Annotated in this window: 13 protein-coding genes; 5 read left to right on the plus strand and 8 right to left on the minus strand. The window is 69.0% G+C overall.

The window, feature by feature from the left end; genetic code table 11:
• Positions 1–102: 102 nt before the first annotated feature.
• Both ATCM_RS07865 and ATCM_RS07870 read left to right on the plus strand, forming a co-directional pair.
• A complete protein-coding gene (locus tag ATCM_RS07865) occupies positions 103–1,788 on the plus strand; it encodes an Hsp70 family protein (protein ID WP_132863972.1) in 1,686 nt (561 codons plus the stop codon).
• Positions 1,785–3,272: a hypothetical protein gene (locus tag ATCM_RS07870; protein ID WP_132863974.1), complete on the plus strand. Its 1,488-nt coding sequence runs from the start codon at positions 1,785–1,787 to the stop codon at positions 3,270–3,272. Before ATCM_RS07865 ends, ATCM_RS07870 begins: the two co-directional genes overlap by 4 nt.
• Before the next feature lie 93 nt (positions 3,273–3,365).
• Here ATCM_RS07870 and ATCM_RS07875 read toward each other — a convergent pair whose 3' ends face one another.
• From ATCM_RS07875 to glyQ, 4 genes are all read right to left on the minus strand, one after another.
• Positions 3,366–7,145 (minus strand): translocation/assembly module TamB domain-containing protein, encoded by a 3,780-nt coding sequence (locus ATCM_RS07875; protein WP_132866107.1) that lies wholly within the window; start codon positions 7,143–7,145, stop codon positions 3,366–3,368.
• Positions 7,146–7,222: 77 nt separating this feature from the next.
• Positions 7,223–9,022: an autotransporter assembly complex family protein gene (locus ATCM_RS07880; protein ID WP_132863976.1), complete on the minus strand. Its 1,800-nt coding sequence runs from the start codon at positions 9,020–9,022 to the stop codon at positions 7,223–7,225.
• A 305-nt stretch (positions 9,023–9,327) separates the two neighbouring features.
• Positions 9,328–11,421, minus strand: a complete 2,094-nt coding sequence (gene glyS, locus ATCM_RS07885; RefSeq protein ID WP_132863977.1) for a glycine--tRNA ligase subunit beta — start codon at positions 11,419–11,421, stop codon at positions 9,328–9,330.
• Positions 11,418–12,329: a glycine--tRNA ligase subunit alpha gene (gene glyQ / locus ATCM_RS07890; protein ID WP_132863979.1), complete on the minus strand. Its 912-nt coding sequence runs from the start codon at positions 12,327–12,329 to the stop codon at positions 11,418–11,420. The genes glyS and glyQ overlap by 4 nt, the downstream gene beginning before the upstream one ends.
• Positions 12,330–12,436: 107 nt before the next feature.
• Here glyQ and ATCM_RS07895 point away from each other — a divergent pair, with 107 nt between their 5' ends.
• The 3 genes from ATCM_RS07895 to ATCM_RS07905 all read left to right on the plus strand — a co-directional run bounded on the left by ATCM_RS07895 (position 12,437) and on the right by ATCM_RS07905 (position 16,154).
• On the plus strand, positions 12,437–14,227 hold the full coding sequence (locus ATCM_RS07895) for a GspE/PulE family protein (protein WP_132866108.1): 1,791 nt from the start codon (positions 12,437–12,439) through the stop codon (positions 14,225–14,227).
• A complete protein-coding gene (locus ATCM_RS07900; protein ID WP_132863981.1) occupies positions 14,224–14,952 on the plus strand; it encodes a glutamine amidotransferase in 729 nt (242 codons plus the stop codon). Before ATCM_RS07895 ends, ATCM_RS07900 begins: the two co-directional genes overlap by 4 nt.
• A 302-nt stretch (positions 14,953–15,254) precedes the next feature.
• A complete protein-coding gene (locus ATCM_RS07905) occupies positions 15,255–16,154 on the plus strand; it encodes a BPSS1780 family membrane protein (RefSeq protein WP_132863982.1) in 900 nt (299 codons plus the stop codon).
• 73 nt (positions 16,155–16,227) lie between these two features.
• Here the strand turns inward: ATCM_RS07905 and ATCM_RS07910 are convergent, their stop codons facing one another.
• From ATCM_RS07910 to ATCM_RS07925, 4 genes are read right to left on the minus strand one after another with little or no spacing between them, the layout of a single operon-like run.
• Positions 16,228–17,223 carry a diguanylate cyclase gene (locus tag ATCM_RS07910; protein ID WP_243693976.1) on the minus strand — a complete coding sequence of 332 codons (996 nt, stop codon included), beginning with the start codon at positions 17,221–17,223 and terminating at the stop codon, positions 16,228–16,230.
• Positions 17,220–17,801, minus strand: coding sequence for a chemotaxis protein CheB (locus ATCM_RS07915; protein WP_132863985.1), 582 nt, complete (start codon positions 17,799–17,801; stop codon positions 17,220–17,222). The genes ATCM_RS07910 and ATCM_RS07915 overlap by 4 nt, the downstream gene beginning before the upstream one ends.
• Positions 17,798–18,664 (minus strand): CheR family methyltransferase, encoded by an 867-nt coding sequence (locus tag ATCM_RS07920; RefSeq protein WP_132863987.1) that lies wholly within the window; start codon positions 18,662–18,664, stop codon positions 17,798–17,800. Before ATCM_RS07920 ends, ATCM_RS07915 begins: the two co-directional genes overlap by 4 nt.
• On the minus strand, positions 18,649–22,254 hold the full coding sequence (locus ATCM_RS07925) for a response regulator (protein WP_132863988.1): 3,606 nt from the start codon (positions 22,252–22,254) through the stop codon (positions 18,649–18,651). The genes ATCM_RS07920 and ATCM_RS07925 overlap by 16 nt, the downstream gene beginning before the upstream one ends.
• Between the last annotated feature and the right edge of the window lie 46 nt (positions 22,255–22,300).

Consider the following 22,300-nt stretch of genomic DNA (forward strand, 5'->3'; position numbering starts at 1 on the left):
GCCCGTGCTGCATGCCGATCCATCACCCGGTTGCACGGCGTGTTTCCGCATCGCGGTGGCTTGCCTACAATCGCAATGACAACTTGAACAGGGGCATCAGGGATGATCGTCGGCATTGATCTGGGCACAACGCACTCGTTGATCGGCATGCACGGTGCCGACGGCCCGGTCCTTTTTCCAAACCCGCACGGCCAGGTGTTGACGCCTTCGGCGGTCAGCGTCGCCGATGGCGCGGTGCTGGTCGGCCAGGCCGCACGCGACCGGCTGGTCAGCCATCCCGGCGACAGCGTGGCCCACTTCAAGCGCTGGATGGGCACCGACCGCGAGACCCGGCTGGGCAGCCACCGCTTCCGCCCGGAGGAGCTGTCCGCACTGGTGCTGCGCGCACTGCTGGCCGACGCCGAGGCCGCGCTCGGCCACAAGGTCGAGGAGGCCGTCATCAGCGTGCCGGCCTATTTTTCCGACGCACAGCGCAAGGCAACCCGCACCGCCGGCGAATTGGCCGGCATCCGCGTCGAGCGCCTGATCAACGAGCCGACCGCCGCGGCCCTGGCCTATGGGCTGCAGGAACGCGAGCGCGAGGGCCGCATCCTGGTGCTGGACCTGGGCGGTGGCACCTTCGACGTATCGATCCTCGAGCTGTTCGACGGCATCGTCGAGGTCCATGCCAGCGCCGGCGACAACTTCCTCGGCGGCGAGGACTTTCTGCAGGTACTGGCGCACGCCTTCCGGCAGGACATGAAACTCGACCCGGCGACGCTCGATGCCAGCGAGCAGGCGCAACTGCTGCACCGCCTGGAGCAGCTCAAGCGCGAGCTCAGCGCGCGCAGCGCGGTTGACCTGCAACTCACGCTGGGTGGCCGCGAGCTGCACTGGCACATGGATGAAGCCCGCTATGCGCAGCTGTGCGAACCGCTGCTGCAACGGATGCGCACGCCCATCGAACGCGCCATCCGCGACGCGCGGCTCAAGCCCGAGGCACTGGACGACATCATCCTGGTCGGCGGCGCGGCGCGCATGCCGATGGTCGTGCGCCTTGCCACGCGCATGTTCGGGCGCCTGCCACTGCGCCATATCCACCCGGACCAGGCCATCGCCCTCGGCGCGGCCGTCGCCGCCGGCATGAAGGCGCGCGACAGCGCGCTGCGGGAAGTGGTGTTGACCGATGTCTGCCCGTACACGCTGGGCACGCAGGTGTCGCGGATGGGCCCGGACGGCAAGGAGCGCACCGGCTACTTCCATCCCATCATCCAGCGCAACAGCGTGGTGCCGGTCAGCCGCGAGGACGTGTTCCATCCGGTGCATGCCGAGCAGAAAGTCCTGCGCTTCGATGTCTACCAGGGCGAAAGCCCCACGGTGGACAGGAACATCAAGCTCGGCGAACTGCAGATTCCGCTGACCAACCACGGCAATGAGGACCGCTCGGTCACCACCCGCTTCACCTACGACGTGGATGGCATCCTGCAGGTCGAGGTCACCGAGAACGCCACCGGCAAGCGCCACGAGCTGGTGCTGGAGCAGAACCCCGGCGTGCTGGCCCCGGACCAGATCCAGCAACGCCTGCAGGCACTGCAGGCGTTGAAGGTGCACCCGCGTGACCATCAACCCAACATTGCGCTGATCGCGCGCACCGAACGCCTGTACTCCGAACACGTGGACCAGCGCGAGCAGTTGCAGGGCTGGCTGCTGCAGTTCCGCGAGGCGCTGGAAAGCCAGGACACGCAGCGCGTGGAGCGCCACCGGCGCGAACTCGGCCGGGCGCTGGACGAGCTGGAGGGGCTGCAGTGAGCTGGGCGCTGGAAGTACTCGAGCTCGACGCCAGCGCCGACGAGCGCGCAATCAAGCGCGCCTATGCCCGGTTGTTGCGCAGCAACCGCCCGGACGATGACGCCGCGGCCTTCCAGCGCCTGCACGAGGCCTACCAGACCGCCCTGCACTGGCAGCGCCATCAACAGGCGTTGGCGACCACCGACGCCGAAGCACCGGACGATGGCCAGGACCCATGGCCGACGGCGCAGCCGGATGCACTGGAGATCATCATCGAGCCGCAGTCGTTGGCCGACGTGCTGGCCGGTGCCGCACCCGCGGCCGTCGCGCCCACCCACCCGTACGCCGAACCGACCTGGCTGGCACAGGACAGTCTGGTCCTGCCGCCGGCCATCGACCTCGACGCGCTGGTCGCGCGCATCATCGACGCCGCCGGCACGCAGCCACCGGACCGCTTCCAGGTTTGGCTGGACACGTGCCCGGAGCTCTGGTCGTTGAGCGGCAAGGCCGATGCCGGTGGCGAGCTTCTCGGCCGCCTGTACCACGGTGGCGACGCCATCGGCGGCGCCAATTTCGATCTGCTCGCCACGGCGTTCGGTTGGGACCAGGTGGGCACGCATGTCGACCCGGACACGTTGGCCGGCATGCGCGAGACGCTGCGCCAGCGTTGGATCTGGCAGGCGGGCAACGAAGCGGCATTGGCACTGGAACTGCAGACCGACCAGGACGCACCGGCGACACTGCCCGACACACGGCGGTGCCGCACGCTGCTGACCCGTCCGTGGCGCCACCTGCAGGCACTGCTGAGCGCGGCAAACCCGGCCCGCCTGCACATGATGCGCAATGCGCTGCGGCACCTCGGTGACGCGGCCGCTTTCCTGCCCTGCCCGCCGCTGCACGAGATGCAGGTCAGGTTCTGGCGCGCGGTCACCGACGACGGGCGGCTCAGCCAGGATCGTGTGCTGCTGGGGCTGATCCGCGGCATCGGCCTGTCCGCATTGTGGTTGCTGCTGCCCGTCGCGGTGTACGTGACGAAAGCCAGCGCCGACCTGGATGCAGGCCTGGGCTGGCCGTCGCCAGGTGAGCTGATGCCCTTGGCCCTGACCGGTACGGCGGTCGCGCTGCTGCTGGGCATGGGCGTGCTGCCGTGGAAGTTGCTGATGCATTGGCTGCCCACGCCTGCAGCGATGCGGCTGTGGCTTCCGCTGCTTGCCGTGGCCGCCATCGCGCTCAGCTCCACGCCGCTGGGATTCCTGGGCATGCTGTTGGGCGGTGCCGCGCTGTGGCTCGCCGTGCGGCGTGCGCTGCGCGCCTCGGCGCGGCTCAACCAGATGCTGCCCCTGCTGGCGATCGGCCTGTTCTTCGCCGCGCCATTCGTCATGCGCGGCTTGAACCTGTCCTACGGCGCGCTGAGCGGCGGCCTGGCGCTGGGCCTGTGCCTGTTCGACCTGGGCCGCCTGCATCGCACGCGCGGCGAGCGGATACCAACGGAAGACGCCCCGTAGTGCCGAGCCACGCCCGGCACGCATTTCCCCGGTAACGCCGCGCGCGGCATGGCTGCGCGACCGGCCCATCCCCGGCGTTGCACGGCCGGGGGCTTACTTCTCGGTACGCCAGTTCACCGAACCACGGTTTTCCACCGTGGACGATTCCACTTCGATGTCGAAGCCACGGCGCAGCAGGTACTTGAGCGTGATCACCGAGCCGCTGCCGACCAGCGAGACGCCGTAGCCAACGTAGAGCTTGGGCGTGATGTACTTGCCCACGCCGATCACCGAACCGCCCAGCGCACGCGACTGGCTCACGCCGGCGTCGTCCAGGCCCAGCTTGGCACCCACCTGCGCGGCCAGCAGGCCGCTGCCCGCCGACAGCGCCGCCGAGGCCGCGTTGACCTGCTGCGCCTGGTCGCTGCTGGCCATGCTCAGGCTGCGGCCCAGCACCAGGTAGGCCAGGGCTTCGGACTGGGACATGGCCGGCTCCGACCACACGTCCACCTTCGGCGCCTGCGCGCGGCCGGTGACGTGGATGCCGGCGGTGACGTCGCCGATCTCGCGCTGCGCCTTGATGTTGATGCGCGGGTCCGAGACGATGCCGTAGTTCCACAGCAGCGTGCCGTCGGTGATGGTCAGGTCCTGGCCGTAGGCCTTGTAGCGACCGCTCACTTCCAGCCCGCCGTTGGCGGTCATCTCGCGGCCCGGGCGCGCGCGCACCTGCATGCGTCCGGTCAGCGCGCCCTTGAGGCCGAAGCCGTTCATCCGGACCTTGTCGCCGAGGCTGACGGTCAGGTCCATGTCCAGCGGCGAGGACGGCGCTTCCTCCGGGTCCACCGGGTCCAGCACCACGATGTCCTCCGACACCGAGGTGCCGCGGTCCAGGCGCTCCAGGTCCAGGTCAGCCTCCGGCACGTGCACGCTGCCCCGCAGTTCCATCGCGGTGCCGGCCAAGGTGAAGTTCAGGTCCGGGTTGGCCACCACGCGCATCTCGCTGGTGTTGGCGAGCAGCACGTTGTCACCGTGGATATGCAGCTGCAACGGCTGGGCATCGCCGAACCACGACAGCCCGCCGTCGATCTTCAGCGCGCCTTCGCCGCCGGTCTTGGCCGAGGCGCTGATGCGCGCCGAGCCATCGGGCTGCGCGGTGAAGTTGCCCACGCCTTCGCTCAGGGTCAGGCCAAGCGCGGGGAACTCGCCGGTGAAATCGCTCAGCTTGGCCTCACCGCCCAGCGTGGGCTGCGAGCGCGTGCCGCGCAGGCTCACGTGGCCTTCGACCAGGCCCTTGGGCCGCACCAGGTCCGGCGAGAACAGCTCCATCCAGTACAGCCGCGACATGTTCAGGTACAGCTCGCCGTTGAGCGCGGCGTTCGGCTCCCAGCCGGTCTGCACCTTGGCGTCGATGAAGCCATCGCCCTGGAAGCCTACACCGAGGTAGCCCTTGATGCTGTTGGGCTGCATGTCCACGTTGATCGAGAAGTGGTCGTAGCGCACCAGTTCACCGCGGGCGTTGTCGCCCAGGCGGATGCCACCCTCGGCCGAGGCCACCTTGAAGCTGCCTTCCCAGGCATTGCCACGCGGGCGGATGTTGCCGTCCAGGGTGATGTCGCCACGCAGATGGATGCGACGGCCCGAGTTCGGCGGCAGCCACGGCTGCACCAACGCCAGCGGCAGTGCATCACCGCGCAGCAGCAGGCCCTCGCGCGGCCAGTTGGCGGCCACGCACAACGCGCCACCGGTGTCCGAGCCCAGGCAGGCATCGCCCAGGGTGAAGGCGCTGCCCTGCACGCTGAACGCCGCGGGCTGGCGCAGCTGCCACGGTGCGCCCTTGATCGGCGCGATCCGCAATGCCCCCAGTTCGCCACGCCACGCCTGACCGGCCTGGCGCAAGCTGCCACTGAGTGCGAGCGCGCCCAGGTCGTTGCGCGTCTCCGCGTCCAGCCGCAGGTTCTGCAGGCTGCCGCGTGCGTCCACGCGCACGTGGTCGAGCAGCATGCCCACCTCCAGCGCGCTGCCCTGCACCTGCAGGTTGCCGTTGTCGCCGGCCCACGGCAGGCGGCCGTTGATGCTGACCTGGCCGGCCTTCCAGTCGTCCCATTGCAGGCTGCTGCCCTGCAGGTTGGCGGTGATGTCCGGCTGGCTGGGCGTGCCGCGCAGCTGCACGGTGCCGGCCAGGCTGCCGCTGCCGCCGGGCAGCAGGTCGGACAGGTGCAGCGGCTCCAGCCGTGCATCCACGTCGATGCGGTCGCCGACCTTGCCCTTGGCCTCGATGCGGCTCTGGCCCAGCACCAGCCGCACGTCGCCCTCGCCCTGCGTCCCCTGCACGGCCAGCTTGGCGCGTGCGTCGACGCTGCGGCCACGCAGCCGGCCGCTGATCTTCGGCGCATCCAGCGTGGCCTCGAAACGCAGGTCGTCGGTGCCGGCCGGCGGCGGCAACTGCTTGCCGCGGGACGCCAGCGTGCCGGACAGGTCGCCGTCCCAGCCCGGTGCGAAATAGCCCGGGTCGAAGTTGGCCAGCCGCGCATCCACGTCCCACGCCAATGCGGGGGCCCAGGCGGCCGAGCCGACCAGCTCCAGTGCACCGCCCGGCGTGGTCGCCTTCAGGTGTTCGATCTGCGCCTGCTGGTCATTGCCGCGCACGTCGAAATCCAGGCTGGCGTCCTGCTGGTCGCGGGCCACGTCGGCCTTGCCGATCGCCGCCCATTGCTTGAGGTTGCCGGCCACGCCCAGCCGCGCTTCCTTCAGGTGCATCGGCACCGGCGTGCTGTCCGGTGCGGTCGGGTCCGGCGCGGGCGTCCAGGTCAACTGGTTGGCCACCACCGCGAAGCGGAAGCCGGGGTTCTGCGCATCGGTGAAATCGGCCTTGCCCTGCAGGCGCACGGTGCCGCCGAAGGCCTCGGCCACCAGCGGCGCGACGGTCAGCACCTGGTTGTCGATGCTGACATTGGACGGCGCCAGCACCAGTTCCTGTTCGCCCTGGCGCACGCGCCCCTGCAGCTGCGCGTTGCCGCCACGGCCCCGCGCGGTGAAGTCCAGCGCCAGCGGTGCGGGCGCTTCGGCCATGAACTGCGCGGGCACCAGTTGGCCCAGGTCCAGCTCCTCGCTGCGCGCGGCCAGCTTCCAGACCGGGTCGTTGCGACCGTCCAGCACCAGGCTGGCGTGCAACGGCTTGGGCGCGTAACCGGCCAGCGCCACTTCCATGTGCGCCAGGTCGCCGCGTGCCACCAGCCCCAGCCGCGCCGCGGCCTGGCCCGGTCGCGGCGGCATCAATGCACGCACGGTCAGGTCGGTCCGGTAGTCCTTGCGCGGCAGGTAATGGCCGTCGATGCGGAAGTCACCCAGGTTGCTGTTGACCTTGAGCTGGGTGGCGGTGAATTCGCCGTCGGCCGCCTCGATGCCACCGCGGACGCGGGTGATGTCGATGATCGGTTCCTGCAGCTGGGTGATGCGCAGGCCATCGACCACGATGGTGTCCGCCTGCAGCGCGAGCGGCAGCTCGATGGCCGGCAGCACGTCCGGCCAGCGCGGCAGTTCGAATGGCTTGTCCTCCGACGGGCCCAGCTCCAGGTGCGCGTCGCGGATGCGCAGCGCGTCCAGGCGCAGCTTGCGGCCCAGCAGCGGACGGATGTCCGGGTCCAGGTAGGCTTCGGCGGCGCTGAAATGCAGGTCGTCGTAGCGGAAATCCAGGTCGTGCAGGATCAGCGGGCCGGCCAGCGGGCCCTCGGCCTTGCTCCAGGTCAGCGACGAGCCGGCCGGCAGGCGTGCCACCACCTGCGCCAGCAGCACTTCGCGGCCGGCCACGGTCTGCAGCAGCCAGTACAGGCCGAACAACCCCAGCAGCACCAGCACGGTGAGGGTGATGCCGCTGCGCACGGCCAGCGTGCGCATGCGCGCCCTGCGCCGCGCCCGCAGCTCGGCGATGCGCGCCTCGCGCTCTTCCGGGCTCACCTCTTCCGGACGCCGGCTCACAGGTCCGCTCCGATGTTGAGGTACAGCTGGAACTGCGAGTCAGGGCTGTTCAGGCCGTGCGCGATGTCGATGCGCACCGGGCCCACCGGGGATTTCCAGCGCACGCCCAGGCCCACGCCGGTATGCAGGTCGATGGTGTTGTCGAAGGCGCTGCCGGTATCGACGAACACCGCCGCGCCCCACGGGCCGCCGCCGAAGTAATGCTCGTACTCGGCCGAACCGACCACCAGGTTCTTGGCACCTAGGGCGAACTTGTCCGGGGCCGGCGTGCGCGGGCCCACTTCACGGTAGGCGTAACCGCGGATGGAGCGGTCACCACCGGCGAAGTAGCGCAGGCTGGGCGGCATCGCCACCAGGTCGCTGGTCCAGGTGGTGCCGGCCTGGCCGCGCAGGATCAGGCGGTCACTCTCTCCCACCGGCACGTACCAGCGCACGGTCGCATCGGCCTGGACGAAGCTGGTGTCCGAGCCGACGCCCTCGATGCCGGCGCGCATGGTCGCGTTGCCGCTCAGGCCCCGGCGCGGGAAGCTCTTGTCGTCCACGTCCACGTAATCGGCGGTCAACTGCGGGTAGACCAGCGTGGAGTACTGGTACACGGCGCTGTTGAACTGGTTGCCGGAGCTGTAGCGCCAGCGCTCGCGCAGGGCGTTCATCGAGACGATGGCATTCCAGTGCTCGTTGATCTCGCCGCTGCGGCTGGCGATCAGCTTGAAGTTGCGCAGGTCGATGTAGTCGGTCTGCTCGTCATAGACGCTCACCGCGTAGGTGTACCAGCCATCGAGCCAGCGGAAGCCCGGCACGCGGTAGCTGGTGATCAGGCTCTTGCGCTTCTGCGCGTAGTCGACCTGGGTGTTGAGCTTGTGGCCGCGGCGGTTGACGTAGCGACGCTCCACGCCACCGCGTACACCGGCACCGCTCTCGCTGCCGTAGCTCAGGCCCGCGGTGTAGATGGTGCGCTTGGCGCGGGTCAGCTTCACGTCCACCGGCACCTCGCCGCTCTCGTCAGCCTGCTCCGGGTGCGGCTGGATGTCGATGACGCTGAAGTAATCCAGCTTGGTCAGCGACTCGCGCAGGCGGTCCAGCTTGCCTTCGTGCCAGTAGCTGCCCTGCTCCCAGTACACCAGCGGCTCGAACAGGTCCTGGCGGAAGTAGTCCTGCTGGAAGTTGATCGGCCCCATGTTGTAGCGGCGGCCGCTGTCCCAGGTGAGGAAGATGTCGGCGGCGTTCTCGGCACGGGTGACTTCCACCTTGCGCTGGGTGAAGTCGGCGTCGAAGTAGCCACGTTCGGCCAGGCGGCGGGTGATGGTGATCTTGCTGGCTTCGTAGTTGACCGAGTCGAAGGGCTGGCCGCGCTTGGGCTGGAACGCCTCCAGGTCCTCCATCAGGTAGCGGTCGCGGCCGGCCGGGCCGGTGATGGCCAGTTCTTCCTGGCGGACCCGGATCTGCTCGCCCTTCTCCACGCGCACGACCACGCGCACGTTGTCGCCCTCGCGCGGGCTTTCGATGGTGATGTTGGGGTTGTAGAACCCGAACGGCTCCAGCGCCTTGCGGGTCTGGCTCTCGGCCTGGGAGAGCAGGTATTCCAGCCGGGACTCGCCCTGCTGCTTGCCGATGACGTCATAGAGCGAGAGCGAGGCCTCGATGTTCTCGATCATCTCGGCGTCGTCGCCCTTGTCCAGGCCCTTGATTTCGACTTTCTGGATGGTGCCGCGGGCATGGGCGAGGGGCGCCGCCAGAAACAACGCGGCAGACAGGAGAAAAAGGGTGATTCGGGAAGGCTGCATGCACGCCAGCATACCGGGCTGGAGATGACTGGCAAAATCACAATGTGGCGGTTTTGCCACATGTGAAAGCGATGTAAATCCCAGGCGCGCTTGTGCCGGACGTCGCCGGTGGGCCTGCACTGCCGATCAGGCCGGAGCTGCCTCGGCCGCGAAGTCAGCAGCCCCTGCAACACCGACAACGGCCGCAACTTCATCGGCACACCGGCCCTTGCATGGACCGCCTTCGTGCGTGCTTCGCGGCCGGGGCCGCTCCTGCCGGAAGAAGAACGACGAAGGCCCGCTCGTGCGGGCCTTCGTCTGCGGCATGTCGCCCGCGATCAGTTGGACAGGTGCTCGATCGCCGCGACGCTGCCCAGGCGGTCACCCAGCGTGCGCAGCAACGCCAGGCGGTTGCCGCGCAGCGCCGGGTCCTCGGCGTTGACCATCACCGCATCGAAGAACGCATCCACCTGCGGGCGCAGGCGAGCCAGGCGGCCGAGCACGGCCACGTAGTCCTTGTGGTGCAGGCTGGTGCCGGTGTCGTCGATGGCCGCGGTCACCGCCTCGGCCAGCTCGCTCTCGGCCGGCTCGCGCAGCAACGCCGGGTCGATCATGCCCGGGATGTCGCCCTCGGCCTTGCGCAGGATGTTGCGGATGCGCTTGTTGGCCGCGGCCAGCGCCTCGGCTTCGGGCAGCTGGGCGAAGGTGCCGATGGCATCGATGCGGCGGTCGAAGTCGTACAGCGAGGCCGGCTTCAGTTCGGCCACGGCGTTGAAGTGGGTGGCCGGCACGCCCTTGTCGGCGTAGTAGCCCTTCAGGCGGTCGATGATGAAGTCGTACAGATCAAGCCCAAGCGTCTCGGTATTGAGATCGGCACTGGGCTGTACCGCAGCGGGCAGCCCCTTGATCGCGGTAGCCAACAGCGTACGCAGGTCCAGATCAAAGCCCGACTCGATGACCGTGCGCGCCAACCCCAGCGCATTGCGGCGCAGTGCGAACGGGTCCTTGTTGCCGGTCGGCTTCAGGCCCGCGGCAAAGCCGCCGGCCAGCGTGTCCAGGCGCTCGGCGATGGCCAGCACCTTGCCCAGCGGGCTCAGCGCGATGTCGTCACCGCCGAAGCGCGGCTGGTAGGCCTCGTCGATGGCCAGCGCCACGGCGGGCGACTCGCCACCGGCCACGGCGTAATGGCGGCCGGCGATGCCCTGCAGCTCCGGGAACTCGTTGACCATGCGCGACTGCAGGTCGTTCTTGGCCAGCTCGGCGGCACGCCGTGCCTGCGCCAGGTCCACCTCGACCTGGGCGGCGATGTGCTGGGCCAGCGTCGACACGCGCTGCACCTTGTCGGCCACCGTGCCCAGCTTGGCCTGGTAGGTCACGCTCTTCAGGCCCTCGCCCATCGCGGCCAGGCCCTGCTTGAGGTCCTCGTCGAAGAAGAACTTGGCATCGGAGAAACGCGGACGGATCACGCGCTCGTAGCCCTTGGCCACCTCGGCCACGTCCCTGGACTCGATGTTGGCGATGCCGATGAACTTCTCGGTCAGCTTGCCGCCGTCATCCAGCACCGGGAAGAACTTCTGGTTGATCTCCATCGTCTCGATCAGCGCTTCCTGCGGCACCGCCAGGAACTCGCGCTCGAAGCTGCACAGCACCGCCGACGGCCACTCGACCAGGTTCACGACCTGCTCCAGGTTGTCCTCGGTGATGCGCGCCACGCCGCCGGCCTGCGCGGCCGCGGCATTGACCTCGGCGACGATGCGCTCGCGGCGCGCGTCGGCATCGACCAGCACGCTGGCGGCCTTCAGCGACTCGACGTAGTCGTTCGGGTGGCTCAGCCACACCTGCTTGTCGGCCATGAAGCGGTGGCCACGGCTGAAACGGTCCGATTTCAGGCCCAGCAGTTCAGCCGGCACCACGTCATTGCCATGCAGCACCACCAGCCAGTGCACCGGGCGGGCAAAGGCGTACTCGTGGTTGCCCCAGCGCATCGGCTTGGGGATCGGCATCGCGGCGATGGCCTCGCGCACGATCTCCGGCAGCAGCGCGGCGGTCTGTGCGCCCGGGCTGACCGAGCGCAGCACGAAGCGCTCGCCCTTGGCGTCGGTGGTGCGCTCCAGCGCGGTCCAGTCGATGCCGGCCTTGGCGGCGAAGCCCTGCAGCGCCTTGGTCGGCGCGCCGTTGGCATCCAGCGCGATGTTCAGGTACGGGCCGAACACCTCCGAATGCTGCTCGGGTTGTTCGGTTTCCACGCCCGGCAGCAGCACCGCCAGGCGACGCGGGGTGGACAGCGGCTTGGCGCCCTCACGGTCAAACGCGATGCCGCGCTTGGCCAGCCCGTCGATCACGCCATCGAAGAATGCCTGCGCCAGGCCCGGCAGCGCCTTGACCGGCAGCTCTTCCACGCCCAGTTCGATCAGCAACGGCTGCATGCTCATGCCTGCACCTCCTTGGCGGCCACCGCTTCGATGCGCTTGGCCTCGTACAGCTTGGCCACGGCCTGGGCCAGCGCGCGCACGCGCAGGATGTAACGCTGGCGCTCGGTCACCGAGATGGCGCGGCGGGCGTCCAGCAGGTTGAACGAATGCGAGGCCTTGCAGACCTGTTCATAGGCCGGCAGCGGCAGGCCGGCCTCGACCAGCTTCTGCGCTTCCTTCTCGCAGGCGTCGAAGCGATGGAACATCTCCTCCACGTCGGCGTACTCGAAGTTGTAGGTGCTCTGCTCCACCTCGTTCTGGTGGTAGACGTCGCCGTAGCTGACCGGCGTGCCGTCCGGGCCGTAGGTCCAGACCAGGTCGTAGACGTTGTCGCAGTTCTGCAGGTACATGCACAGCCGCTCCAGGCCGTAGGTGATCTCGCCCAGCACCGGCTTGCACTCCAGGCCACCGGCCTGCTGGAAGTAGGTGAACTGGGTGACCTCCATGCCGTTGAGCCAGACTTCCCAGCCCAGGCCCCAGGCGCCGAGGGTCGGCGATTCCCAGTTGTCCTCGACGAAGCGCAGGTCGTGCACCAGCGGGTCGATGCCCAGCGCCTTGAGCGAATCCAGGTACAGCTGCTGGATGTTGTCCGGGCTCGGCTTCATCGCCACCTGGTACTGGTAGTAGCGCTGCAGGCGGTTGGGGTTCTCGCCATAGCGGCCGTCGGTGGGACGGCGGCTGGGCTGCACGTAGGCCGCGTTCCAGCTTTCCGGGCCGATCGAGCGCAGGAAGGTGGCCGGGTGAAAGGTGCCGGCGCCCACTTCCAGGTCCAGCGGCTGGATCAGCACGCAGCCCTGTTTTGCCCAGAAATCGTTGAGGGTCTGGATCAGGCCCTGGAAGGTGATTGGAACGGTGGGGGTCGCGGACATGCTGCCTGAGCCATGCGAAAGGGGTGCGCTAGTATAGCGAGCGGCCGCTCTTTGGCCGCGCCAGCAAGGGGTTCGGGGTGGAGCAACAGGCTGCAGGCAGCGCGCAGATAACACCGGTTCCGGTGCCGATCACGCCCGGTAAGCTGCAATTCTCCAACGTCGCCGCCGCCCTGCTGGGCGATGGCCTGGTGGCCGCGCACGACCAGGAGCGGATCCGCTTCTCGGCCCAGGGCGCGCGCAATCCCAGCGAGATCCATCCGCTGGTGCTGCTGGCCAACCTGAAGCTGGCCGCCGCGCCACCGGCCCGGGGCGAGCTGGCGCTGGAGCGGCTGACCGAATGGCTGGCCGGCCGCACCCACACCCGCTACCTGCGCATCGACCCGACCCGTGTGGACGTGGCCGCCGCCACCTCCGTGGTCTCCCACGCCTATGCCCGCCGCCACCGCATCCTGCCGCTGGGCGTGGACAGCGAGCGCGTGCTGGTGGCCACCAGCGAGCCTCTGGCACGCGACTGGGTGCCGGACCTGCAACACCTGAGCCGGCGCCGCATCGAGGTGGTGCTGGTCAACCCGCTGGACCTGCATCGCTACACGATGGAGTTCTTCGGCGTCACCCGCTCGATCCGCAATGCCCGCAACGATTCACGGGACGGCGGCAACGCCACCACCCTGCCCAGCTTCGAGCAGCTGGTCGAGCTGGGCAGCTCCGGCGACGTCAACGCCGACGACCACCACGTGGTCAGCATCGTCGACTGGCTGCTGCAGTACGCCTACGAGCAGCGCGCCAGCGACATCCACATGGAACCACGGCGCGACATGGGCCGGGTGCGGTTCCGCATCGACGGCGTGCTGCACAAGGTGTTCGAGATGCCGCCCTCGGTGATGACCGCGGTGGTCAGCCGGGTCAAGGTGCTCGGCCGCATGGACCTGGCCGAGCGCCGGCGCCCGCAGGATGGCCGCATCAAGACCCGCTCGCCGGGCGGGCGCGAGGTGGAGATGCGCCTGTCCACCATGCCCACCGCGTTCGGCGAGAAGTGCGTGATGCGCATCTTCGACCCGGACTCGGCCTTCAAGAGCATTGAGCAGCTGGGCTTCAGCCCGGAGGAAGCGGCCGGCTGGAATGAACTGGTCGCCCGCCCGCACGGCATCGTGCTGGTCACCGGCCCGACCGGCTCGGGCAAGACCACCACGCTGTATTCCACGCTCAAGCGGCTGGCCACCCCGGACGTGAACGTGTGCACGGTGGAAGACCCGATCGAGATGATCGCGCCGGAATTCAACCAGATGCAGGTGCAGGCCAACATCGACCTGGACTTCGCCGCCGGCGTGCGCACCCTGCTGCGCCAGGACCCGGACATCATCATGATCGGCGAGATCCGCGACCTGGAGACCGCGCAGATGGCGGTGCAGGCCTCGCTGACCGGCCACCTGGTGCTGTCCACCCTGCACACCAACGACGCGCCCTCGGCGATCACCCGCCTGCTCGACCTGGGCGTGCCGCACTACCTGATCGGCTCCACCGTCAACGGCGTGCTCGCCCAGCGCCTGGTGCGCACCCTGTGCCCGCACTGCAAGGTGCCCGACACGCTGGAAGCGGCCGATTGGGCCCCGCTGCGTGATGCCCATGACGCATTACCTGATGTCATCACCGCATATGCGCCGGTCGGCTGCCTGGAGTGCCGGCGCACCGGCTACATGGGCCGGATCGGCCTGTATGAGCTGCTGCCACTGGGTTCGCGGCTGCGCGCCCTGATCACCCGCGACATGGACCTGGCCGGATTCAGCCGCGCCGCACGCGCCGAAGGGCTGCGTACCCTGCGCCGCACCGGGCTTGAAAAGGTGGCGCAGGGGCTGACTACAATCGAGGAAGTCCTGTCAGTACTGCCTCCCGCGGAATGAAGTCCCAGCCGTTCCTGATCGTTGAAACCGGGCAACCGTTCCCGACCCTGCGCCGTTACGGGCGCTTCCCGCACTGGATCCGCGTCGCCGCCGGGCTGGAGGAAGCCGAGACCGTGGTGGTCAACGTCGAGCACGGCGAGGCGCTGCCGGACCGCGGCGGGTTCGCCGCCACCATCGTCACCGGTTCGGCCGCCTTCGTCACCGACCGCGCCGACTGGAGCGAGCGCAGCGCCGACTGGCTGCGCGATGCCGCCCATGCCGGCATGCCGCTGCTGGGCATCTGCTATGGCCACCAGCTGCTGGCCCACGCACTGGGCGGCGAGGTGGCCTACAACCCGGCCGGGCGCGAGTCCGGCACGATCCGCCTGGAGCTGGAAGCACCGGCCGCGGCCGATCCGCTGTTCGCCGGCCTGCCGGCCACCTTCCCGGCCCACGCCACCCACCTGCAGACGGTGCTGCGCGCCCCCGAAGGCGCCACCGTGCTGGCGCGCTCGGTGCAGGACAACTGCCACGCCTTCCGCTGGGGCGAGCAGGCCTGGGGCCTGCAGTTCCACCCCGAATTCGCGACCCATCACATGCGCGGCTACGTGCGCGCACGCGCCGACTGCATCGCCCGCCATGGCGGCTGCGCACGCAGCGTTGCCCGCGAGGTCAGCGCCGCGCCGCTGGCCCGCCAGCTGCTGCGCCGTTTCGTGCGCCACGTGCGGCGCAGCGAGCACCACTAAGCAGGGGATACGCGACCGGGGCGGTTCCCCGGCGTGGCACGTTCCCTGCTGCCATCAGAAGCCCCCTCCCCAACCCTCCCCTTGCCTGCGGCAAAGGGAGGGGCAGGAGCGAGGCGTTGCCACGACCTGTAAAGCGCGCGCAAAGCCACTCCCTCCCTTTGCCGCAGGCAAGGGGAGGGTTGGGGAGGGGTGCCTGGCTCCGGCGCCGCACCGTCCCATCCGCTCATAACGCCACGACACGTTTCAAGCGATAATCCGCATACGTCGGCATGACCGACGCTCCCCCCTGTTTCGGAACTGCAATGAGCGAGATTCGCAAGGTGTCGGCCTCCGCCGGCGCGGAATGGCTGCTGACCGGCTTTGGCCTGCTCAAGCGCGCGCCGCTGGCGCTGGGCTCGCTGGGCATCCTGTGGGGTCTGGGGACCTCGCTGGTGCTGTCGCTGTCGCTGCTGGTGCCCGCGCTGGGCACGCTGCTGCAGTTCCTGCTGCTGCTGGCCGGCCCGTTGTTCATGGGCGGCCTGCTGTGGGCCGTGCGCGAAGTCGACCAGGGCCGCCCGGCCCGTCCGGCACACCTGCTGCAGGGCGTGCAGGAAGGCCGCGCGCCGCACCTGCTGGTCGCCCTGCTGCCGCAGCTGGTGGGCGCGTTGCTGCTGGGCACACTGCTGCTGGTGCTGGTCGGCGGACCGTCCGGCTTCCAGCACCTGTCCGAGGTGATGCTCAAGCTCAACGAGCTCAGCCAGTCCGGCACGCAGCCGGACCCGGCGCAGATCGAGGCGCTGGTCGCCACCTTGCCGGCCGGTCGCATCCTGTTGTGGCTGCTGCTGATGCTGGCCACCTTCGCCGCGTTGACCCTGGCCCTGTTCGTGATGCCGCCGCAGGTGATGTTCCAGCGCGCCACCGGCGTGCATGCACTGCGCCAGAGCCTGCGCGCCAGCATCCACAACCTGCCGGCGATGCTGGTGTTCTTCGTGCTGGCCTTCATCGCCATCTTCGCGATCTATTTCGCGGTGATGATCGTGGCGCTGGTCATCGGCCTGATCGCCGGCCAGGCCGCGGCGATGGCCGTGGCCCAGCTGTTGTTGATGGCGGTGCTGATGCCGGTGTTCGCCGGCGCGGTCTACGCCGCCTGGAAGCAGATGCTGGCCCCGGCCGATGCCGGCAGCACGCCGCCGCCGTCCAGCGGCCACGTGTTCGAGGCCTGAGTTTGGACCCGCCTCCCGGCCCGGCAACGGCGGGAGGCATCGGCGGCGCCGGGGGAACCCCGGCCCGGCACGATCACGCCGTGTCGCGGCTGCGCTTGGTCAGGTACATGGCCTGGTCGGCGGCATGCAGCAGGGCATTCACCTCCGCGCCATCGGCCGGGTAGGCGGCCAGCCCGATGCTGGCGGCAATGGTCAGGGCCACGTCCTCGCCATCCCGCAGGCGATAGCACATCGGCACCTCCAGCGCCTTGCCCAGCCGTTCGAGCAGGCGGTGCGCGTCGCTGATGTCGTCCAGTTCCTCCAGCACCAGCGCGAACTCGTCGCCGCCGAGGCGGGCCACGGTGTCGTTCTCGCGCAGCGTGCCGCGCAGGCGCGCGGCCAGCTCCACCAGCATCGCGTCGCCGGCGCCATGGCCCCAGGTGTCGTTGACGTCCTTGAAACGGTCCACGTCCACGTAGACCAGCGCGAACATGCCGTTGTGGCGCGAGGCGCGGTGGTGTGCGCTCTCCAGGCGGTCCATGAACAACGCGCGGTTGGGCAGGCCAGTGAGCATGTCGTGCATGGCCAGGTGGCGCATCTCCTGCTCCATCTGCTTGCGCTGCTCGACCTCGATCTCCAGCTGCCGGTTGCGCTCGGACAGCTCGCTCAGGGCATCGCGCAACGCCACCCGGTGCCGGTACAGCTCCAGGAACACCTGCACCTTGGACAACAGGATGGTCGCCTCCAGCGGCTTGGCCATGTAGTCCACCGCGCCGAAGCCGTAGCCCTTGAGGCGGTGCACGTCATCGGCGTAGGTGGCGGTGACGAAGATGATCGGGGTCTGCCGGGTGGTCTCCTCCTGGGACAGGATCTCGGCCACTTCGAAGCCGTTGATGTCCGGCATGTAGACGTCCAGCAGCACCAGCGCGAACTCGTCGTCCAGCGTGGCCTTGAGTGCTTCGTTGCCGGAGGACGCCTCGATCACGTCCACGTCCAGCTTGGCCAGCACGCGGCGGATCACCAGCAGGTTGGCGGGGTTGTCATCCACCGCCAGGATCTTCGGGCGCTGCGGGGCAGGCGGCTTGGTCACGAACATAGGGTTTCCAGCAATTTGGGAATTCCGGGCAGCGGCAGGCAATGGTCGGCCCCCGCCAGTTCCAGCGCGGCGGCCGGCATCACCGGTACCTGCGCGGTATGTGGATCCTGCACGATCACCGTACCGCCTTGGCCGCGGACGCGCAGGCAGCCCTCGGCGCCATCGGAATTGGCCCCGGTGAGCAGCACGGCAAGCAGGTGTTCACGCCAGACGCCGGCAGCAGATTCGAACAGGACATCGATGGAGGGGCGGGAGAACGACACCCTCGGATCGACACTCAAAGCGAAACGGCCGTCACGTTCCAGCAGCAGATGATAGCCCGAGGGCGCGACATAAACCGTGCCGGGCCGGGGCTGTTGGCGTTCCTCGGCCTCCACCACGGTCTGGCCGCTGCGGCCGGCGAGCAGTTCACAGAACAGCCGCATGTCCTCCGAACCGCTGTGGCAGACCACCACCATCGGCACCGGCAGCGGCCCGGACAGCCCGCCCAGCAGGACGTGCAGGGCCTGCAGCCCGCCCGCCGAGCAGCCCACCACCACGGCCTGCGGCTGCGGGCCGGCGGGGCGGTTCACAGCGTGCCCCCGGCATTGCGGTAGAGCCGCAGCTCGGCGTCCAGCGGCACGAAGTCGCGGGCGCTGGGCGCGAACCGGATCGACTCGCGGTTGCCCAGGCACAGGAACCCGCCGCGGCTGAGGCTGCTGCGGAACAGCCCCAGCACCCGGTCCTGCAGGGCGTCGGAGAAATAGATCAGCACGTTGCGGCACAGGATCAGCTGCGCCTCGCAGAACACCCCGTCGCAGACCAGGTTGTGGTTGGCGAAGGTGACCCGCTCGCGCAGCCGCGCGTCGAGCTTCATGAAGTCGTAGCGGGCGTGGTAGTAGTCCGACAGCGTCTGCCGGCCACCGGCGGCCAGGTAGTTCTCCGAGTACAGGCGTGCGTCGCGGATCGGGAAGATGCCCTCCTGCGCGCGCGCCAGCGCCTCGTCGCTGAAATCGGTGGCGTAGATCTGGCAACGGTCGTACAGCCCGGCCTCCTTGAGCAGGATGGCCAGCGAGTACACCTCCTGCCCGTGCGCGCAGCCGGCCTGCCAGATGTTGATCTGCGGGTAGGAGGCCAGCACCGGGAACACTTCGTCGCGCAGCTTCCGGAACACCGCCGGGTTGCGGAACATCTCCGACACCGGCACCGACAGGCGCGAGATCACCTGCGAGACCATCTCGTCGTCGCGCAGCACGCGCGCGGTCAACTCGCCGATGTGCGGCATCTCCAGCGTCTGCACCAGCGCCTGCACCCGGCGCTTCAGCGAAGCCGGGGCGTAACCGGAGAAATCGTAGCCGTGCCGCCGCGCCATCGCCTGGATGAAGGCATCGACTTCGATGTCGTCGATCTCATCGCGACTGGCAAGGGGAGCATCGGGGCCTACTTTTGCAGCCATACGCGCATCATCGACAACAGCTTGTCCAGGTCCACCGGCTTGGTCAGGTAATCGTTGGCACCGGCATCCAGGCACTTGTCGCGGTCACCGTGCATCGCCTTGGCGGTGACCGCGATGATCGGCAGGTTGGCCCATTCCGGCCGCTTGCGGATCTCGCGGGTGGTCTCGTAGCCGTCCATGCCCGGCATCATGATGTCCATCAGCACCAGCTCGATGGACGGGTTTTCCTGCAGCTGCTGCAGCGCCTTGTAGCCGTCCTGGGCCATGATCACGTTCATGCCGCGCGCGCGCAGCGACTTGGACAGGGCGAACAGGTTGCGCATGTCGTCGTCGACCAGCAGCACCTGGCGGCCGCCCAGGTTCTGGTCGTCCGAAGGGGTGGCGTTGGCGCCGCGCGAACCAATGCTGTGCAGGAACAGGCTCACCTCGTCGAGCAGGCGCTCGGGCGAGCGCTGGCCCTTGATGACGATGCTGTCGGTGTACTGGCGCAGCTTCAGGCTTTCCTCGCGGCTGAGGTCCTGGCCGGAATAGATCACCACCGGCGGCACCGCCACCAGGGTGGCGGCCTTCTCCAGGAATTCCACGCCCGAGATCCCGCCCAGGTTGAGGTCCAGCACGATGCAGTCGTAGCTGTGGGTGGCGATGCGCTCCAGCGCTTCCTCGCCGGAGGCCACCTGGTCGATCTCGACGTTGTCGGCCTGCAGCAGGCGGGTCAGCGCCAGCCGTGAATCGGCATCGTCATCGACCAGCAGCAGCTTGCGCACGATCTTGCCGGCCACGTCGAGCAGGTGGTCGAAGGCGGCGATCAGCGCCGGGCGGTCCACCGGCTTGGTCAGGTAGCCGACCGCGCCCAGCGCCACGCCCTTGGCCGCTTCGTCCACGGCCGAGATGAAGTGGACCGGGATCGCCGCGGTGACCGGGTCGTGCTTGAGGTGCTGCAGCACCGACCAGCCGTCCATGCCCGGCAGCATCACGTCCAGCAGGATGCCGGTGGGACGGTAGCGACGGGCCAGCTCCAGGCCGCTCTCGCCGTCGGCGGCGGCCAGCGCGCGGTGGCCCTTGCGGCGGATCAGGTCGACCAGGATCCGCGCGAACGCCGGGTCATCCTCGACGGTGAGGATCACCGTCTCGCCGGCGGCGATGTTGTGGCGGTCGTCCGGGATCCAGTCGATCAGCTGCGCGGTGGCCGCACGCGCCGGCGTCGCCGCCGGGCGTCGCTCGAGCGGTGCCGGCGCCGCGTCGCCGGTGGCGGCGGTGCTGCTGACCGCGGCCGACAGCAGCGGCAGCACCAGGGTGAAGCAGCTGCCCTTGTCCGGCTCGCTCTCCACCACCAGGTGGCCGCCGAGCAGCTGCGCCAGGCGGCGGGCGATGGCCAGGCCCAGGCCGCTGCCACCGTAATGGCGGCTGGTGCTCGAGTCGACCTGCTCGAAGGCCTCGAAGATCGAATCCAGGCGCTCCGGCGGAATGCCGATGCCGGTGTCCTGCACCGACAGCGCCATGTACTGCTCGCCGGCGGCCACGCCGATGCGGGTCAGCATCGCGTGGTCGGCCAGCGCCAGGCGCAGCGTCACCTTGCCCTCGCGGGTGAACTTGAAGGCGTTGCCGAGCAGGTTGTTGAGCACCTGCTGCAACTTGGAGCGGTCGGTGACCAGCACTTCCGGCACCGACGGGTCCAGGTCGATGGCGAATTCGAGCCGGTTCTCCACCGCCATGTGGCGGAAATGGCGCAGCACCTCGCGGGTGACGCCCTCGATGCGCACCTCCTCGCGGTGCACGTCCATCTTGCCGGCTTCGATCTTGGACAGGTCCAGGATGTCGTTGATCAGGCGCAGCAGGTTGGAGCCGGAGTCGTGGATGACCGCGGCGGCCTCCACCTCCTCCACGTCCAGATGGCCGCTCTCGTTCTCGGCCAGCTCCTTGGACAGGATCAGCAGGCTGTTGAGCGGGGTGCGCAGCTCGTGCGACATGTTGGCCAGGAAGTCGGTCTTGTACTGGCTGGCGCGTGCCAGTTCCTGCGCCTTGAACTCGGTCTCGCGCTGCAGCACCTGCAGCACGTCCTTCTGCTCGTTGAGCACCTCGGTCTTCTGCCGCAGCTCTTCGTTGGAGGCCTGCAGTTCCTCGGCCTGCACGCGCAGCTCCTCCTCCGAGGCGGACAGGCGCTGTGCCTGCTCCTCCAGCTCGACGGTCTTGCCCTGCAGTTCCTCGTTGGTGGCGCGCAGTTCCTCTTCCTGGGCCTGCAGGGCCACCTGCGAGCGCTGCAGTTCCTCGGCCTGGGCGCGGGTGCGTTCGAGCAGGGTGCGGGTGCGCTCGGAGGCGCGGATGTTCTCCAGGCCGAGCGCCGCCTGCGGCAGCACCGCGTCCAGGAAGGCTTCCTGGGTGTGCGTGAACTGGCCGAAGGTGCCGAACTCCAGCACGCCGAGCAGGCGCCCCTGCAACAGCAGCGGCACCGCCACCAGCTGGCGCGGCTGCGCTTCGCCCAGCGCCGAATGCACGCCGAAGAAATCATCCGGCACCTGCTGCACGCTGATGCGCTTGCGCTCCAGCGCGGCCTGGCCGATCAGGCCATCGCCCATGGCATACCGCAGGCCCAGGTGCTTGCGCCGCTGGAAGCCATAGCTGCCCTGCAGGCGCAGTTCCTGTTCGTCCTCGTCCCAGAGGAAGAACACGCCGATCGGCGCGTCGATGCGCGGCGCGATCTGCGACACCAGCGCCTGGCCGTAGGTCTCGGCCTCCTGCATGGCCTGCAGCTCGGCGCCGACCTCGCCCACGCTGAGCTTGACCCAGTTGGCATCGCGCGAGGCCACCGAATTGCGCCGGAACACCTCCAGCGCGCGGGCGATGGCGCCGATTTCGTCGCCCCGCTCCAGCCCGCCGATCTCCACCTCCAGGTCGTCGTCGGCCAGCCGCGTCATCTTGCCGGTCAGGCTGTTGATCGGGGCGACCACCACCCGCGCGATCATCCACAGCGTGCCGACGATCACCGCGAAGCCGATCACCAGCAGCAGCAGCGATACCTTCTGCGCGCGGTCGATCCACTTGCTCATCTCCTCGCGCTCGGCCAGCAGCGTGCGGATCTCGCTGTCGTAGATGTTGCCCAGCATCACCACCAGCGCATTGGCCTGCCCGGTGTTGACCCGCTCCAGCTTGCGCCGCGCCTGTTCGAAGGCGTCCGCACCGGTGGCCGGCTCGGCCAGCACCGACTCCACCATCTGGTCCCAGTTGTTGGCGGCCTGGGTCGCAGTGCGGATCTGCTCCACGTGCGCGGCGTTGCCGGCCTTGCTGGCCGCCTCCAGCGCCGCGTCGCGCCGGTCCCCCTGCTCGCGCAGCGCGACCCGCTCGTCCTCGCCCTGCCCCAGCAGGTAGTTGCGCAGGGCCAGCTGCTGCAGGCGCACCGCCTGCATGGCGTCCTCGACGTGGCGGATGACCTCGATCTGCTGGCTTTCACGTTTCCGCGCCAAGTCATCCTCGCTGGCGGTCCGGTAGCTGATGCCACCGGCGACGAGGAAACACAGGAACACCAGCGCAAACGCCGCGACCATCTTCCCGAGTAGCGGCAAGTTATTGATCCAGCTTTCTTTTTTGTCCGTCACTCTCAATTCCCCCGGCGCCGTCCCGGCCACTGTAACCGGACCTGGC

This window comes from Stenotrophomonas sp. ATCM1_4 (genome assembly GCF_004348115.1).
Classification (GTDB): domain Bacteria; phylum Pseudomonadota; class Gammaproteobacteria; order Xanthomonadales; family Xanthomonadaceae; genus Stenotrophomonas; species Stenotrophomonas capsici.

Bases quoted from the DNA above. Each gene is read 5' to 3' on its own strand.
- ATCM_RS07905 (WP_132863982.1), top strand. From the start codon at position 15,255: ATGAGCGAGATTCGCAAGGTGTCGGCCTCCGCCGGCGCGGAATGGCTG.
- glyQ (WP_132863979.1), bottom strand. From the start codon at position 12,329: ATGTCCGCGACCCCCACCGTTCCAATCACCTTCCAGGGCCTGATCCAG.
- ATCM_RS07900 (WP_132863981.1), top strand. From the start codon at position 14,224: ATGAAGTCCCAGCCGTTCCTGATCGTTGAAACCGGGCAACCGTTCCCG.
- ATCM_RS07920 (WP_132863987.1), bottom strand. From the start codon at position 18,664: ATGGCTGCAAAAGTAGGCCCCGATGCTCCCCTTGCCAGTCGCGATGAG.
- ATCM_RS07865 (WP_132863972.1), top strand. From the start codon at position 103: ATGATCGTCGGCATTGATCTGGGCACAACGCACTCGTTGATCGGCATG.
- ATCM_RS07875 (WP_132866107.1), bottom strand. From the start codon at position 7,145: ATGCGCACGCTGGCCGTGCGCAGCGGCATCACCCTCACCGTGCTGGTG.
- ATCM_RS07880 (WP_132863976.1), bottom strand. From the start codon at position 9,022: ATGCTGGCGTGCATGCAGCCTTCCCGAATCACCCTTTTTCTCCTGTCT.
- glyS (WP_132863977.1), bottom strand. From the start codon at position 11,421: ATGAGCATGCAGCCGTTGCTGATCGAACTGGGCGTGGAAGAGCTGCCG.